Raw genomic sequence first — 17,930 nt, forward strand, 5'->3', positions numbered from 1 at the left:
TTTTGACTCAAGATAGCGAATTATTAAGAAATCTATTTCTTTGTGCAATGCAGTAAAGGAGGGGATGCCCTATACTGTAAATGAGAGGTGAGGTCATGTTAGATACTAGGGAGTACTGCGTGAGCTACTTTAAGGAGCTCGATGAAGAGCTAAAATGCTATCTTGAGCAGCCGCAAATAGAAAAATGCTACCAGGCCTATTTAGTCGCTGAAAAAGCGCATCAAGGTCAAACCCGTCGTTCAGGCGAGCCGTATATTACTCATCCTGTAGCCGCTGCTTTAATTCTTGCGCGAATGCGCCTCGATTATCAAACCATTATGGCCACCTTGCTCCATGATGTAGTTGAAGATACTGCGGTGAGTAAAGAGGATTTAACCCGCCAGTTTGGTGAAGAAGTTACTTCTCTCGTAGATGGAGTAACGAAGCTGACTAAAATTAAATTTGAATCAAAAGCAGAAGCTCAAGCGGAAAATTTCCGCAAGATGGTTTTGGCTATGGTTAAAGATATTCGTGTCATTATAGTGAAGTTAGCTGATCGCTTGCATAATATGAAAACACTTGGAGCAATGCCTTATGCGAAACGCAGACGCATTGCCATCGAAACCCTGGAAATTTATGCACCCATTGCAAACCGTTTGGGTATGCATTCAATTTATGTAGGTCTTGAAGATTTAGGATTTCAAGCGCTCTACCCTATGCGATATAGGGCCATTAAATCAGCTGTAGAAAAGTCTCGGGGCAACCGTCGTGAGTTAACCCAGACCATAGAAAGAGATTTGCAGCTTGCGCTGGCTCAGTTAAATATTCCTTATGAACAAGTATTTGGCAGGCAGAAGCACTTATACAGTATTTACCGAAAGATGCGTCAAAAAAAAGCTTCATTTACGGAGATTACCGACGTATTTGCGTTTCGAGTGATTACTGAAGATATTGATTCCTGTTACCGAATTTTAGGTGCGCTACATTGTACTTATAAACCAGTTCCGCAACGGTTTAAAGATTACATCGGTATTCCCAAGGCGAATGGATACCAATCCTTGCATACGACGTTGTTTGGTCCTTTTGGAGTGCCTCTAGAGGTGCAGATTCGTACTCGTGATATGGATAAAGTTGCTGACAATGGAGTAGCAGCTCATTGGATTTATAAGTCCTCTGGTCTTGAAGTGAATGAAGCGCAGCTGCGGGCTAGGGAATGGGTGCAAAGCCTATTAGAAATGCAGCGCAGTACTGGTAATTCATTAGAATTTATTGAAAATGTGAAAATTGATTTATTCCCTGATGAAGTATATGTTTTTACTCCAAAAGGACACATTATGGAATTACCTAAAGGAGCCACTCCTGTTGATTTTGCATATTCAGTTCATTCGGGAGTAGGAAACAGTTGTGTCGCTGCTAAAGTAAACCGAAAATTAGTCCCACTGAGTATCCCTTTATCAAATGGTCAAACGGTAGAGATCATTACTGCGCCAGGCGCACATCCTAATCCATCCTGGTTAAATTTTGTGGTTACCGGAAAAGCACGCTCTAATATCCGTCATTTTTTGAAAAGCCAACAAAATACCGAATCAATTAGTTTAGGAAAACGTTTATTAGAGCAATCTTTAAATGAATTATCCAGTGATTACGCGAAAATTCCTCCCGAGTCACTGCAGGCTTTATTAAGTGATTTACATTATAAAGCTATGGATGATTTGTTATATGCCATTGGAGTGGGCAACCAAATGGCAATGGTTATCGCCAAAAGATTAATTGTGACCCAAGATTCTAATGAGTTAGATAAAGGAATTAAAGCTCATCCTCTGGCTATCAAAGGGACTGAAGGAATGGTTATTCATTTTGGTGAATGTTGCCAACCAATTCCAGGTGATAATATCGTTGGAAAATTTCAACAGGGACGGGGAATCATTGTGCATAGCAGTGATTGTGTCACCTTAAAAAACTCCTGTACCAACCCAGAACAGTATGTGGCGCTACGCTGGGATGAAAAAGTTGAAGGCGAATATTGGGTTGATATTACGGTCGAAGTTGTTAATGAACGAGGGGTATTAGCGGCTTTAGCAACCGCAATTGCAGAATCAGGCTCAAACATAGGAAATATCAATGTAGATCCTCGTGATGGGCGGCACAATGCGGTTACATTTTCAATTAGTGTAGTTGACAGGACGCATTTAGCTCGTGTTATGCGTAGGTTGCGAGCCAATAAAGTGGTTATGCGTCTTTATAGAAAAAAACAAGGGGAGATTTAATGCGACCGATACATACAAAATTGGCTCCAGAGGCTATTGGAACTTACTCACAAGCGATTCAATGTGGTGATACAGTTTATCTTTCTGGACAAATACCACTTGATCCGACAACCATGCAAATCTGTAGTGAAGATATTAAGCTTCAAATTACGCAGGTTTTAGAAAATTTATCTGCAGTATGTGAGGCTGCTGGTGGTAGCTTGGCTCATGTGGTGAAATTAAATGTTTATCTTACCGATTTACATCATTTCCCTTTGATTAATGAAGCCATGAGTCGATATTTCGCTGCTCCTTTTCCAGCAAGGGCCGCTATCGGTGTTGCAGCACTACCACGCGGTGCATTGGTTGAGATGGATGGAATTATGGTTTTGTCTTCAAAGTAAATCAATAAAAGTAGTCTGGATACAAATAACATCATAACGTAGGCATGCTATGCTTTATATTATGATTTATTCGAACCAGGCTACACTTTAAAAAGTTAGAGTTCATTTTTATGAGTATTATTTCTCTTCATGGTGTTTCCCTTAATATTGCAGGTAACCAATTATTAGATAAAGCGGACTGGCAAATACATCCCCAAGATCGCATTGCGTTGGTAGGGAGAAATGGTGCTGGGAAATCGACTCTTCTCAAATTATTACAGGGAGGGCTAATTCCTGATAGTGGCCAAATTAATCGCCTTTCCGGACTACGAGTAGCCGGTTTAACCCAGGAAGTTCCTATTACTGAAGATGACACGGTTTATCATTTTTTAGTGAAAAGCCTCGGTGAAGTAGGTGAGGTTTTATCCCGGTTTTATCAACTGTCCCAACAAGGTGATATGGATAAGTTAGTGGCATGCCAACAACAAATGGATAATTTACATGCTTGGGATAAATTGCCACTAATAGAAACGATGGCGAGTCGTTTAGGCATAATGACCAATGAACGTATGAGCAATTTATCTGGAGGTATGAAACGCCGTGTACTACTGGGTGCAGCGCTGATTGCCACTCCTGATCTCCTGCTTTTGGATGAGCCTACAAACCATTTAGATATTGAAGCAATTGAGTGGTTAGAATCCTACTTAAAAGAGTTTAAAGGTACAGTTTTATTGGTGACTCATGATAGAGAGTTTTTGGATCAAGTCAGCAATCGTATCGTTGAAATTGATCGTGGAAAATTATACCAACATGATTGTAATTACGAAACTTATCTTGACAGGCGCGAATCTATTCGCCTTAGTGAACAAAAACAAAATGAATTATTTGATAAAAAACTGGCTGAAGAAGAGGTATGGATTCGTACGGGAATTAAAGCACGACGCACCCGAAATGAGGGCAGGGTCCGTGCCTTAAAAGCAATGCGAGATGAATATAAGGTTCGTCGTAATCAGTTGGGGCAGGTAAAAGCATTTTCCTTAGATGTGACGCGTTCTGGTTCGGTGGTTATAGAGGCGAATCATATCAATTATACTTTAGGGCAAAAGACCATTTTACGCGATTTTTCGTTACTTCTAACACGTGGCGACAAGCTTGGAATTATAGGCCCTAATGGTTGTGGCAAAACAACATTGGTACGATTATTACTGGGAGAATTACAGCCTGACTCGGGACAGATAAAAATGGGAACTTCCTTAAGTGTTGCCTACTTTGATCAATTACGTCGCCAATTACATGAAGAGCAGACAGTTATGGCCAATGTTGGTGATGGCGCTGACTATGTAACTATTAATGGTAAACAAAAACATGTCGCGAGTTATTTAAGAGAGTTTTTATTTTCACCGGAACGATTTAATCAACCTGTTTCTGTATTGTCAGGTGGTGAACGAAATAGATTATTATTAGCTAAACTTTTTGCAAAACCAGTAAATTTACTGGTGATGGATGAGCCAACTAATGATTTGGATATTGAAACTTTAGAACTCCTTGAGGATATGTTGATTAACTATCCTGGAACCTTAATATTAATTAGTCATGATAGGGCATTTATAAATCAAGTCGTTACAAGCGTTATCGTTTATGAAGAAGCTGGAAAGTTCAATGAGTTTGTTGGGGGCTATGATGAATATAAAATGCATAAACGACAACAGCAGCGCGAAGTCATGACAAAAGCCCCTGTTGTGAAACGGAATACAATTGCAAATAAATTAAGTTTTAATGAGCAGCGCGAATTGGCACAATTACCACAGAAAATTGAGCACTTAGAGGCAGTAATAGCTGGTTTACAGCTTCAAATGGCTGATCCTAAATTTTATCAACAAGATGCGCAGACAATTACTAAGATAAATCAAAGTCTTGCGGAGAATGAAACTATATTGGCACAACTATATGCACGTTGGGAAACCCTAGAAGCTGTTGAGAAAAGGAACACATAAATGTTAGTGACTTTAGCATTGCTTGTTTTTATGGGTTCCATATTGGTCTTTTTTTCAGAAGAATTCATTAAAATTTTTAAGAAATTGTTCGCGATAAAAGGAGCCAGGCTATTTATACCTTTATTTCTTGCTTCCTGGCTTATTTATACTTTTGATTTTTGGTTTTTATGGGCTGCTTTTTATTTACGTGAAACGTTACTTTATGTCATGAGTTTTCTAATAAGTATCATGCCTTTTCAAAAAGGTGCAGACTCAGTTGCATTAATTATCGTAATCACAACGGTTTCTGTAGTTCCAGTACATATTCTTGATATCCAGTCACGAAGGAAAAACTTTACAAAGTATAAATATCCCTATGTTACTAGTTGGATTATTTGGATTTTATGTGTCGTTTTGCTGATTATAATTTGATCTCTTCTAATCTTTAATTGGGGGTACTGCAAATAGATTAAGACGTCATCCCGGGCAAACGGATGGGTCCTGTTGGCAATTGAACTTCAATATATAAATGTCTATAAAGTCAATGAGTTATTTGTTAATCACGCAACTTTTTGCTCTCTGTAAAGCAACTTTTACTAAACAATAATTTTTTTAATAAAACCTTAAGTTTTCTTTCATATACTCCAGGTTTCAAATCATTTGAAAGCAATAAAAGGAGATTAAAGTGTTCGCTAGAGTGCATTATGAGCCAAAAAATAAAGGAACCCAGGGGTACGTTCATAGGCATCATCATAGTCACCACGGTCGCTATCATCGACATTATTATAATACTTCTGGTTGGGGCTTTGGTTCATTATTAATCGGGGCTATGATAGTTACTCCTATCATCCTTATTGCGTTAATTCTTAAATTGACTGTGGGGGCATTTCATTTTGCAACGACATCCATGACAGCTGCTGGTTTCGTTGGGGCAAAAATGGGGATAAGTGCAGGAATAGGGGCAGGAGTAAGTGCAACTACTGGCTCAGGAGTAGTCATGGGTAGCACACTTGCTTTTAGTACTGCTTTGGGAATAGGTGCTCTTTTGGTTTACGGCACTATCGGAATGCTTTATTTATATTTCAGTGCCAAAGAATGCTATATCAATAATCATAATGCGTTCCATATGTTTAAATCACAGGTTGTTAACGAAGATGGTTTGAGTTTTACAGGTGCGATAAAATCCATTGGCGCAATTCTATGGTCACCCTTTTTGCTTATTGGAGGATTGGCAGGTATGGGGGCTAGGGCGGTTGCGCAGACTTTTAACTCGAGATTTTCTCAATCAAAAGAAGAAGAGGAAATAGAGTTGGAAGAGATAAAAACGTCACATTCTCAAATGAAAAATCTTGGTCTAAAAAACACACAAAATACAAACTTAGGCCAAAATCCGATACAAAAAGCTTCATTATTTTATGATCCTTCAACAGAAGAGCAGTTTAATAGATTCAATCCTATGCCAACTCAGACACAACTAAGATGTAACTAAATAAAGAATTAGAGGGCATTTTAACTTGAATGCCCTACACTATTTAAGTGCTGAATTCATTCTTTAGTGTATAATGACGATAATTTGTTTTCAGGTTGTTTTATGAATAAAGAGGACTTCTATTTTGATTTACCCCATGAGCTTATTGCCCAATACCCTCTAGCAAATCGGAGCGATTCAAGGCTTTTGGTTTATGACCGTAAGATAGGCGAATATGGCCATCATCAGTTTCGTGAAATCGCTGATTTTTTAAAATCTGGTGATTTGCTGGTTATGAATGATTCTAAAGTCATTCCGGCACGATTGTATGGCCATAAAACTACCGGAGGAAAGGTAGAGCTATTAGTTGAGCGTATTACAGGAGAGTTCACCTTCCTGGCTCATATTAAAGCGAGTAAGGCATTGAAAGCGGGTTCTATTATTCAATTGGAGCAAAATAAACACATTGAAATTCTTGATAGGCAAGATGATTTATTTGTTTGTAAGGCCAATATAGAAGTATTGGAATTACTCAACGGAGTAGGTCATATTCCTCTTCCTCCATATATTGCGCGAAATGATGAAACCCTAGACATAGATCGTTATCAAACAATTTACGCTAAACATGCAGGATCAGTTGCAGCGCCAACTGCTGGATTGCATTTTGATGAAGCAGTTTTGGCAAATATACGTTCCAGAGGTATTTCTGTAGGGTATGTAACATTGCACGTAGGTGCGGGAACATTTAGACCGGTTCGCTGTGATAATATTGAAGATCATAAAATGCATCGTGAGCATTTTACCATTAGTGCGGAATTATGCGCCGCGATTCATGCGACAAAAGCCGCGGGAAATCGGGTGATTGCTGTAGGTACTACCGCTTTGCGCAGCCTTGAAAGTGCAGTACAAAATGGAGCTTTAACTCCTTGTAGCAGAGACACAGATATTTTCATTTATCCGGGATATGAGTTTAAAATTTGCGATGGTTTAATGACTAACTTTCATCTACCTGAATCGACTTTACTTATGTTGGTTTCAGCTTTTATAGGCCATAAACAAGCAATGAAACTTTATCATGAAGCGATTGAGAAGAGGTATCGATTTTTTAGCTATGGTGACACCAGTTTATTGCTGTAAATCAGGAGAATAGGAATGTTTGCCGTCACTCAAAATTATATACCCATTTTAACCTCAGAAGCAGGTTTATGCCTTACTTCGAAAAATTGGCAGGAGGTAAATGTAACTGCAGCCTCTTATTCCCTGGAAAGTTTATTGTGTAAACCAGGCATCGAAGTTTTAAAGAAAATAACCGACATTGGACATTATTTAGCTTGTCCTGGTTTTGTTATATTCAATGGAATGTCGCTTGTCGTAAATAAGGAAGGTCTTGTTGTACTTAAATCTCCTTATGATGGTTCCAAAATAAAGGTTACACTTTTTGATTTACTTGAATTAATTCAACATTTAAATCCTAAAGCAGTTATTCTACCTAAAAATATCTTGAATAATGTTCCACAGTTTTGGGATCATTGGAATGGTTCCATTTTTCCTTTTTTTCATCAAAATGATGTAGAAAAGCAAAATATAAGCCAGCCCTATGGTATTTATTTTAATGCTGAGAACAGTAAACTGGATTGGGAGCAATTAGCTCGCTGGCCTAACATACCGCGCTATATATCAGGAAGTTTTGAACCAGGATATATTCAAGAGCTGACTCATCAAGGAGTCGAGTTCGTTGAGACCGATGAACTCGCAAAAGACGCACTACAAGGAAAGGTATACACTCAATCTGGAGCTATAGATTTAACAGATTTAAACACACAAATGCAGTTTGAACCAATTGATGCTAAATGTATTTGTCCTACCTGCAGCCAACAGTTTACCAGAGCTTATTTGCATCACTTATTGCAACATACGCCCTTATTATGCCAACGATTTTTAATTCAACATAATGTTTTTTATGTGCAGAATAATAATCGTAATTAATGAGACTGTCAGGCTATTCTAAACACATTGACAATTAAAAAGCGATTATATACATTGCGCCACTTTAATAAAAGCAGGGATGTTGATCATGCGTGATAATTTCTTTCGTAGTTTTACTGTCACTGGTGCCGCAATTACAGGTATACCGAGCGCTACTGTGTTAGGGGTAGGTAGTGGCTTATCCCAATCTGTATTGGCTGCAAATAATGCTTCTGCGGTATTGTGCGAAAAAAGCGGTCAGCGTGATTCGATTCTCCGAGCATTACAAGTCTTATTTGAGAATCATCCTAAACTGGATCACAGTGCTTTAGAAACTTATATAGAAGAAATAAGAGAAGGGGGCATTGCAACCAATGACTCCGTAGCTTTTGTTGTTAGAAATGCTTTATTGGGTTTACTAAGTGGAGTAGGTCACCTGGCACAAGTGCCTATTGATGTTGCAACGGTCGTAAAAGAAACCGGGCATGGCCTATCCCAGGTACAAATTCCTACTGACAAAATGCAGGATGCAATCAAACAAGCATTTAAATTCGATGATAAAGGTAAAGGAGCATCTATCAGCATTAGTAGTGTATCTCGAGGAATTGGTGACCAAGGCGTTCACATTATGGATGAGGTTGCTAAAGCGATCAACATAGATGGAAACTCCCATGCAGAAACCCATGCTCGCGCTGCAGCATCTACAGGAGCTGGAGCCAGCGTAGCAACGACTGCAGTCCTCCCAACCGCTACAGCATTGCTAACTGATTTGATTGGTCAAATTTTTAGGGAAGGGGAGGCGGTTAGTCATTTTTCAGGAAATGAATCAGCAAGCAAAGATAACGAAAAAAATGTCTACCATGCCAGCAGTGGTGTATCTAAAGCAACACAAAATGGAGATAGCCACGCATCAAAACAGCAGTTGCGCGATCTTGAAGCAGCTTTATCTCATACTGCACCTGCAGCTGATTTAATGTCCGATTACAGCGTTACCAGTCCATGGACTACAGCACTGCTTCGTTTAATTGTTTTATCTTTTTTTGTTGAATCGTCAAGAGGCATCAACAAAACAGCCATTGTAACCACCGATGGGCGTGTGCAAAAAGCCCTTGCTGAGGCAACAGCTCAAGGCTCCTCCGGTGGTGTAGACCGTAGTAACAGTTTACATTCTAATCTTAGTTTTCTTTCTAATATCATGCGTCTTTGCGCCGAAAATCTGGGGGGATCACCTGCAATCTTGGCCGCAGGAAGAGGTAGCGAGGTAATCTCAAGCCGTTCCATAAGTGTATTGATAAGCCATGTGAGTGAGTTAGCAGAAGCGATACGCCAGCTTGTTAGTCCGCCGCAAGAAAATGAAGCAAATCATGCTTCAAGAATAGTTAATTGCTCGATGGATATGGCCAATCTCAAGATCTTGGATCGATTTGAAGCGACTATCAAAGGAGTGCTTGAGCGAATTGAACAGGAAAATCAACAAAATATTATTCCAGGCCTTAATCAAGATATGGCAAGCCAACTAAGTTCTGTTGCACACGGTGCTGTTTCCTCTTTGGTAGCGACGCATAGTCTATTTAGCAATCCTGTGACGCTGGCTACGAAAGCCTCTAAAGAAGCAGTAGCCAAAATCAATGAGGCACAAAAAAATGAAGCCTTGATGGAAACACTTCCTGGGATGACGCAGATGCTAAATGTTATTCAAGCATCGACGCGAAACTTTATCGCGGAAATTGAAAAAGAAGCAAAGTCGGGAAAATCAGAAAAGCAGGGCTCTTTATTAGCAACACACCAATCGGTTGCCAGTAACACTGCAACGGTATATTGGGCGGCAAGTACTTTAGCTCTATTATGTGATGAAATGCTAAGCATTTGCTGTTCATTGACCTTAATTGATCAAAATCGTCTGCAAGCTATATCACAAAAAGTCAGTCAGGTGCCTGGCAAAGAGGAGTCTGCCCAATCCACAGACCAGATTGGGTGGGATAGTCATTTAGGTCAAGATTATAGCGCTACTCATACAATAAGTGCGTTACGCTTAACTTTATCGCATACGGGGATTGCTCTGATGCGAATCGCACTGGATTTACATAATGCATTGAAAAATAACATGGATACAGTAACAACGAGATCTTGCAATGCATACGTTACAACAAAGCCTACTGACTTCCAGTGCTTATGCTGCACTTTATCTTGCAGAGGGCTCATTATTAGCAACTGGTGCTGTTTCTGCATCTCCCGCAAGCTTAAATGGTTCGGTAAATTGGATACATAAAAAAGTTCACGCTACTGATGCCCATTTACATCCCGCACAAACACATGAGAGTGAAAATTGCAGTAAAAGAAGCAGTGACACTTCCCAATCCACAGGGTTTAGTACTGATCTTGTTGCCGGAACAGTCACTAACATACTTAAAGTTTTGGCTCAAGGTGGTTTAATTGGCCTTGATACTACATTAAGGCTTATTAAAATATTGGAAATTATTAGCTTGCATCGAGACTCGCATATTGCGTTGCGGTTGGAAACCAATGATTCTTCCAATCCTAATGGTGTGTTGATAAATACATTAAGCCAGCCAAGTGTTGGTTCTAGCGCGGGAACGAGTGCCATTTTAATGAATATGCTTGAAGCTTTTAAAACACTTGATCAATGTAGTGCTACTCAGTCTACTTTAAATGCCCAAAACAGATTGCAAGATGTGATTGATCAACAGATTGCTGGGCTTGTGGTTCTAAAAGATGATGAAGAGCAGTCTAATCATAAAAAAGGTTTGAAAGAATTTTATAAAATCATTATTCGCTTATTGGTGCCTAATGTTCAGACGACGGATCTTGATAGTTTGATTAGGCGACTCAATTTTGGCGGGGTTTCTTTATCAAGTTATCACTCAAAATTTGGTGCTTACAGCGATGAGCCTGTACCTGATTTAAGGTTTGTGGCTCAATTTGCAAATGAAGATGATGCGCAAGGCATACTGCGTAAATTTATAGATAAATCTAAAGATGATTTGTCTTTACTGAAAGCATTATATGATGCGTTACCCCAAGACCAACGAAGTGCAAAAGCCCAGATATTGTATGAACATGTTTTTGAAGAACTTTTTCAACATTATAAACAAATAAAAATGAGTGATCTCGCACGCCATAACTCTACTAAAAGAAAACTTCCTACCCGACAGGAGTTCCAAGTTGATATAGGTTTGGTGCAGCCCCAGTTAGAAGAAGTTCATCAACCCAGTACCCCAAGAATGTAAAAGATGAGTAGTCAAGGGAGTGTGGGTTTCTCATTCCCTATGCCCCGCGTTTTATGCCTGAAGAACGCTGTGATTGAATCAAGAAATCTGTTGTCCTCATCGCGAAAGCGGGAGTCATGTTGATAATGGCACAGTGTCCCTGTAGAAATTGATTTCTGACTTCGAGGGAATGACGTAACGCTATCCTCAATGGCAGCGACCTTGAGAAAAGGAGGCTTAATACGAGGATTAGCGACAGCGCTTTACGCAGCCTAAACTCCAACTCTCGATGTAGAGCATGGATCAAAAACAGAGCGAAATTATGTATAACTATCACACTTTTGATATTAGTGATGATCAGGATGGCAGTAGTGCCTTACTAAGGATGCTAAGAACAAAACTACCGCACGTGATGCGGGAGTAGTTAAATCGGAACACACAAACCCGCGCTTACTTTTTATTAGCTATGTTGAGTGATGATGACTGTGTTCATCGACTTTGTGAGCAATTGCAAGGGCAATACAAAGTACAACCTTCTTCTAAAACTTCACTAGAACAAGCTTTATCATTAATCACCCAGTTACAAGAAAGTCCATGCAATCATTTGGCTCCCTTCAAGTATCGCTTGCCCAATTTCTTAGGTGAATACCCTATTCACAGCAGGGAAATTAACAGTAAGATCAAAAAATTTAATCAACTCATTGAGGCATACCATGCTGATGAGCTTGCCAAAGAGTTAGATACATCCGCACTGGATAAAGCCTATCAAGACGTCTTACTTGCCTTAAAAAATCATTACATGGGGTGTAATATTAATAGCTTATGGCAATTGCTAAAAGCGATGAGCGCCTGGTCAACAGCACCTATAGAAATGTTTTTACCGAACTATCCTTACCTGTTGTCACCTGTGGCTCACACAGATAATCCAGCTCAGGTCGAATCAATATCGTTTTCAAAAAAACTGGTTAAGCCGATCGCCCAACATCTTTCCACAAACAAGAATGCGCAGGAACAACCCTTTACTGCAAACTTTGATTATCAGATTAATGAGGCTGGACGTATCGCAGATAGAAGTGTTTATTTGTCACTTCATGGATTTGCTTTAAAACCAGGTGGTCATGCAGATGCATTGGCCAAGAGAATTCCTGATTTCTTACCGTGGGTACAATGGCAATCTAACATTAGACGCCAATTGTCCCAACTCATTAATCTACCCCTTAATGAAGAGTTTTTTGATTGGTTACAAACTGTATTACAACGTTTGGGGTTAGAGTTTATCACTTTAAAATCGTATTCTTATGAGTGTTATGTTAGCCCTTTTCTCAATCATAAGACCATATTAAATTCATTAAATGAAGAAATGGTTCTTCGCATTTTACAAGAGCAGTGTGAGCAGGCAGACATAACTATTGGAGCGGAGAACTTACCCATAATCGGTCGCTATTTAATGCGCTTCTTACAGCGATTTCAATTTAATCGAGGAGAAGCTTTAGGAATTGGTGCCAATTGGGGTGGCGTTGTTAGTGACTCTAATGATGCGGGAGTTGATGCATTTAGATTTAATGATCCTGAGTGGGCTCTTCATTTCAGAAATTTAAGCCTCCATAGACAAGGCCCCTCTGAGGCGCGTATGAATGCAGCGATTGGGATTAAATATGAATTTCAGGCACTTCTATCAAGTTTTGAGTATATGACTCAACTACAACCCTCAGAACATTCTAATACGCTTTATAATGCTTTGGTGGATAATTTGGTCACGGGACTTTTCCCTGAACCGCCTTATTTTGAAAATACTGCTTACACCAAGTATCGTCGCCATTATGTGGTGAATGATACCGACGAAGGGATGCAACAAATTGATTTTTTTTACCAACCAGATCCTCAAGGTACCTATTTTAAAACGAATAAATGTGACTACAAACAAACGCCTATGTTCCGACAAGCTGGCTCATTGGTGGTAGAGGCATTTCCTAGAGATACGGGTTCTGGCGACTGTGCGCAATCACTTTCTGTCGCTAATCCATTGTGGCCTCTGCAATTGCAATATGCACAATCATCTTCTTCAGGAATGCGTGGGCATCTCGTTTATAATCCCATCGGGCCAGATGAATTTATACCGGATGCGTTTTATGGCCAGGTAATACGTGAAGCAGAAGATTTCTTTGTGCCTTTCATAGGGGTGATACCCAAAAACTTCGACAAACATTTTAAACAGGTAGAGCTTTGTGCTTCATTTGTCATTCGCATGCTCCAATCGTCGCGTTTAATGACCTATTGTCCTGTATTTAGCGCTTATTATTTTACGATTGTAACACAATTTTTACCGCCTATTGATAGAACAGTTCCACCATTGCCCATTCATGCTAATCTCGAAATAAATCGTAAATGGCAAAAACTTGATAAGATCTTACATGACCCTCAACGAACGGCAGAAGTCTGTCATAAAGCATTTTTTTCCTTATTTAAAGAGCTCATCTACAGTTTATATCCCTTAACCCAAGAAGATGCGGATTTGTATTATTATTTTGTTGAGTTGACAAGCTCACCTGAAGCATTTGCTTCTCAAAATCGTGCTACTTGTGATCGGCTGATTCGCGAGCTCACTACGCTCAAACCTTTACAAAATGTAATGGGGTTACAACATTATGAAAATACGTTGGATTATCTGGGGCAATTAACTGACTTTTTCTATCCTGCTCCGAGTGATGAAATGGCAAAAGCCATAGCAGAGCAAGCGCGATTACATGTTAAACCCTTATTGGCATTGCAAGAGGTCAAAGAGTATTTTGCAGATCTAAGTAAAAATCCAGCTGCGAATATTTCACCCAAAGTGTCACCGGGGCTTATGTATGATGCTTTAAAATATCAAGCGCCATCTCCTGTGATAAGCCAAGATTTTTATAGCCGACGTCATGCAACTAACTTCTACTCCGGTTATCGTGATTTGGATGGAAATCAAATTGTAAGGCCCTCAATTCGTGAAGCTTGGTTAGATAAAATGGTCAAAACCGGGGGTGCTTTATTGCCTTTAATCCGCCGCGATAAGACTTTTTTTAGCCTGATCACCCAACCTTTCGCTCAGGCTTATATTGCAGGTTATCAAAAATACAGTACTCAAGAACGCTACAAATTATTAAAGGCAATCGGTTCTGGCATTGGTGGTTTTGTTTATGGCACGGGCTTAGGTGCAAGTCATGCGTTAAGTTCAATCCCCAGGACTCTTTATAATAGTTTATTTACTTCAACCATACAGCAACAAAAAGCAGATCATAGCCTGGCTATTTCTTCTGCACCGAGTAATGAGCCCGGAGCACGTGTTCAGGCGATTATGGATATCCGTGATCATTTGTTGCAGCTCATGGCAACAGTGAATGGCCACAGCCTATCAAAGGAAGAGTTAATTAATCGGTTACTGGATCATGTTAAAAAAATACATCCATCATTATTTTCTGGACGGATCACAAAAGAAATTCGCTATAAACAAATTTTGTTAAATGCATTTCCATTAGAAGCTTCTGAATGGCAACAATTATTCGTTCCAGTGATTGATATTGGGAACAATAAAGTTTTGGAACGTATTATCAATAAGCACGTCTTGCAAATTGATAATGTGTTAATTTATGCGCTTTATGAATGCTTAACTATGCCCAATTTTGAGCAAGAGACTCGTGAAAAGATTAAAGTAATAATTGACAAACACAAATTAAAAAAACCGCAGGATAAAGCCTTAACCGCTTTGGCTGTTTACTATGCGAATAATCCTGATGCTAAAAGAAAAGATATAGCTCAGTTCCGTTTTAATGGCCCGGCACTTGCAAAACTAAGAGAAAAAGAGCAAGGATTGCATAAAATTCAAACATGGATAAATAACGCACTTGATATTCAATGGGGATTAGAAACCCTATTCTCCAGTTTTATGGGGCAATATCAAATGATGCTAAATCAATTTACATTAAGTGATATTGTTGCAGAACTCCCTGAGAGTATGAGGGAGGTGCTCATGGAGCTCTTATCCAGACCTGGAAATGAAAAACAGATTCTCAACCACTATGAATTGAATGAGTCACACAAAGCATTCCTTTTACAATGCACTTTCTGTTATCAGTTAATCGTATCCAAAGAAGTGAGAGAAAACATTTTAGAACGGACTCGTATTCATGACACCTATGATTCGTCTTTAAGTATCAAAGCGCGTGAACATTTAAAATTAACTCAGTTTGTACAACGCGAATGGCATCATGATCTCTTACCTATGGAACATGTGCAATCCGTTATTAAGGAGATCAAAAAGCAGATAAAACTCTCTGAGCATTCTGTTATTGATGATTTACTCCACTTATACGACACAATAGTACAATCTCCCCAAAATACGCGTGTGTTTGATGCATTTTATGACACTGCTATGAAAATAAAAAAAGATTATGGGGTTGAAAGCCCTCTACACGAATGGGTGAATGTCACCATGAATGTATTCGTGAATCAACTCTTAGATAGGGTTACATGGTGCAATGAGAAGCAATTAATAAACCCTTTAAGTGACTCGCGAGCGGTAGTGGCATGGTTAAACCATCTCTTGAGTTATAGTCATGGGGTACGTGCTTTACTTGTACAACAAATCGAACAGGCTCAATCCTATGATCACGCTGCATGGCGTTGCCAACATATTTTACAGGTGTTGGAGGAATCGCATCCTGATATAAATTATATTCATGGCACTGGAATGCAAAAATTAATGCGGATGATTTGTCAAAACAGCAATACAATGACTACAACAGGCCAACAGAAAGCTAGAGAAGTGCCTATCAATGTACTTTGTAAGCACTCCATTACTATGCAGCATGCTTTGGGTCGCGTTAGAGAGAAAATCCCTGATGCTGATTTTGTGAGGCCTATTGAGGTAACATTGAAAGGTTTTAGAAATTGAGTTTGTTGGGTCTAAATGACCCAACCTACATTTTTTCATACCGAAGTAGAAAGAATGATACAAATTTTACATTAATTAAATTTGGCCTTGATGTCATGAAATTCAGGAGTAATGTCGTTCTTATCGAATTTGGTAAAAATTCCTAAATTTCTAAGAATGAATTTTTGCTGAATTTCTTGATCATTTTTAATAATTTCTTCTGCATGATCCATTAAATATTCTTGTAGGGATTCATTTTTAAAAAACTGATCTAGATTTGATTTTACTAGTGTAGGAGCGTTTTTAAGTTCAGTTCGGTAATACAGATATAGATCTGATTTTAATTGTCTAATTGCATCTTTCAGTTCAGAAATTTGCTCTTCATTAATGTCTGTCTTTAAATTGTTAAGAACATGTGTAGCTGCTTGAATCGCAGCTTGATACATAGGGATGTTAGTATAGGTAACGGGTGTGGTATCTGTTACAGAATTACAATACTTTATTGCGTTAGTTAAATCGTTAAATCCAAATTTCATAAACTTTTCTCTTTTTAAATGTTAAGGCTTGCATAAATATACTTAATTAACAGAAAGTATTTTTATGTTGTTTTAAAAACAGGGACATTGTAATAGATTAGAATTAAGTCAATATTGGCAATATTTATATAGAGGATCGGGTTTAGAGAAGCAAAAAGGCCGAGGTTCTATGGGGAAACATATGACAAGAATTAAAATGCCCTCAAGGCGAGTTAACAGAGTGATAAATGGATGGATGACTATCATGCTATTAGCAACTCAATCCATCCTTTTATCAAGATTCAGCTTATCTCCTGAACAGCTATTGTTTCAAGTTTACTCGTGTGACAATGTTCAATGTAGTTCTGGGTGAACGGCTGATAATAATCCTCTGTATTTTCGGGTTTGGGGGGGGAGGTGTTCTGTTATATGAAAGCTGATTTAAAATCTGTGCTGATTGCTCATAATGTTCATGTGTAGGCTGCCTCACTGGAATGCCTAAATTGTGATGCCTATATCCTTGACTGGGTTGGGGTAAAATCATGCCTGCGCAATTGATTCGTGCCGTAGTACCTCGATTTTTGATTGATCTGATGACTTCCTCACCAGGTTGTTGCGTAAAGGTTACATCTCCTCCGCCATAGAGCGTTAATTCCAAGTCGCTTGCTACAGCACCTTCAAAAGTCAAAGTTCCATTACCCTCTTTGAAAATTTTGCAGCCATGGCCTACGTTGCCTATAATTCTTAGACTGCTATTTCCACGAATAGTTAAGTTGACATTGTGTCCCACAGCTCCAGTAATGGTTGTTAACCCACTTCCCTCGCGGATGAAGTCGCAGTTGTCGGGGATTATTTCCAGAACAATGGGGTCAGGATTATCTTGGGCAATTGTTGGTCTATTAGAGCGTCTAAATCCTAACAATTGTGCGAAAGATATCATGATAATTCCTTATAAAATCAGAGATCTTAATATATGCAACAGCAAATAATCAATTTTATCCAATCATAATATTTGACAGTCTTTTTTATCCACGCTAGCATAGCTACCAATAGATGGCGCGGGGTGTCGTAAAAGCGGCTGAGAATTACCCGTTGAACTTGATCTGGTTCATACCAGCGTAAGAACGCCTGATGTCCAAAAAGCATTTTTTTGCTTCTTGAGTTAAGTTTGATCTTGCTCTCTCAAAAATGTATTTTGTTTCAGACTAAAACGTTTCAGTTTTTCTTACCGCAAATATTCCTTGCCATTCTGTAATTCTTATTATCGAACA

12 protein-coding genes and 1 riboswitch are annotated in these 17,930 nt (G+C 39.0%); of the genes, 10 read left to right on the forward strand and 2 right to left on the reverse strand.

The window, feature by feature from the left end; all coding sequences use genetic code 11:
- Window positions 1-119: 119 nt before the first annotated feature.
- The 10 genes from spoT (at window position 120) to EKG34_RS04530 (ending at window position 16,165) form a co-directional block, all read left to right on the forward strand.
- Window positions 120-2,246 (forward strand): bifunctional GTP diphosphokinase/guanosine-3',5'-bis pyrophosphate 3'-pyrophosphohydrolase, encoded by a 2,127-nt coding sequence (gene spoT, locus EKG34_RS04490; protein ID WP_003632438.1) that lies wholly within the window; start codon window positions 120-122, stop codon window positions 2,244-2,246.
- Window positions 2,246-2,629 (forward strand): Rid family detoxifying hydrolase, encoded by a 384-nt coding sequence (locus EKG34_RS04495; protein ID WP_012978927.1) that lies wholly within the window; start codon window positions 2,246-2,248, stop codon window positions 2,627-2,629. Before spoT ends, EKG34_RS04495 begins: the two co-directional genes overlap by 1 nt.
- 110 nt (window positions 2,630-2,739) lie before the next feature.
- Window positions 2,740-4,602, forward strand: a complete 1,863-nt coding sequence (locus EKG34_RS04500) for an ATP-binding cassette domain-containing protein (protein ID WP_003632436.1) — start codon at window positions 2,740-2,742, stop codon at window positions 4,600-4,602.
- On the forward strand, window positions 4,603-5,013 hold the full coding sequence (locus EKG34_RS04505) for a hypothetical protein (protein WP_003632435.1): 411 nt from the start codon (window positions 4,603-4,605) through the stop codon (window positions 5,011-5,013).
- Window positions 5,014-5,266: 253 nt separating this feature from the next.
- The gene (locus EKG34_RS04510) at window positions 5,267-6,070 is read left to right on the forward strand and encodes a hypothetical protein (RefSeq protein WP_003632432.1); all 804 of its coding nucleotides are present in this window, start codon (window positions 5,267-5,269) and stop codon (window positions 6,068-6,070) included.
- Between the two features lie 102 nt (window positions 6,071-6,172).
- Entirely contained in the window at window positions 6,173-7,186 is a 1,014-nt protein-coding gene (gene queA, locus EKG34_RS04515; RefSeq protein WP_003632431.1) for a tRNA preQ1(34) S-adenosylmethionine ribosyltransferase-isomerase QueA, read from the forward strand.
- 15 nt (window positions 7,187-7,201) lie between these two features.
- A complete protein-coding gene (locus tag EKG34_RS04520) occupies window positions 7,202-8,035 on the forward strand; it encodes a tRNA-guanine transglycosylase (protein ID WP_003632430.1) in 834 nt (277 codons plus the stop codon).
- Between the two features lie 88 nt (window positions 8,036-8,123).
- On the forward strand, window positions 8,124-10,283 hold the full coding sequence (locus tag EKG34_RS04525; RefSeq protein WP_003632429.1) for a hypothetical protein: 2,160 nt from the start codon (window positions 8,124-8,126) through the stop codon (window positions 10,281-10,283).
- Window positions 10,171-11,262: a hypothetical protein gene (locus EKG34_RS18950; RefSeq protein WP_396426635.1), complete on the forward strand. Its 1,092-nt coding sequence runs from the start codon at window positions 10,171-10,173 to the stop codon at window positions 11,260-11,262. Before EKG34_RS04525 ends, EKG34_RS18950 begins: the two co-directional genes overlap by 113 nt.
- Window positions 11,263-11,707: 445 nt before the next feature.
- A complete protein-coding gene (locus EKG34_RS04530; protein WP_003632426.1) occupies window positions 11,708-16,165 on the forward strand; it encodes a hypothetical protein in 4,458 nt (1,485 codons plus the stop codon).
- A 71-nt stretch (window positions 16,166-16,236) separates the two neighbouring features.
- Here the strand turns inward: EKG34_RS04530 and EKG34_RS04535 are convergent, their stop codons facing one another.
- Both EKG34_RS04535 and EKG34_RS04540 read right to left on the reverse strand, forming a co-directional pair.
- On the reverse strand, window positions 16,237-16,680 hold the full coding sequence (locus EKG34_RS04535; protein WP_003632425.1) for a hypothetical protein: 444 nt from the start codon (window positions 16,678-16,680) through the stop codon (window positions 16,237-16,239).
- A gap of 301 nt (window positions 16,681-16,981) precedes the next feature.
- Window positions 16,982-17,599, reverse strand: coding sequence for a hypothetical protein (locus tag EKG34_RS04540; protein ID WP_003632424.1), 618 nt, complete (start codon window positions 17,597-17,599; stop codon window positions 16,982-16,984).
- Between the two features lie 109 nt (window positions 17,600-17,708).
- Window positions 17,709-17,801, forward strand: a riboswitch (TPP riboswitch).
- The last annotated feature ends 129 nt before the right edge of the window (window positions 17,802-17,930 follow it).

The sequence above is a fragment of the Legionella longbeachae genome (assembly GCF_004283175.1).
In the GTDB taxonomy this organism is placed as follows: Bacteria; Pseudomonadota; Gammaproteobacteria; order Legionellales; family Legionellaceae; genus Legionella; species Legionella longbeachae.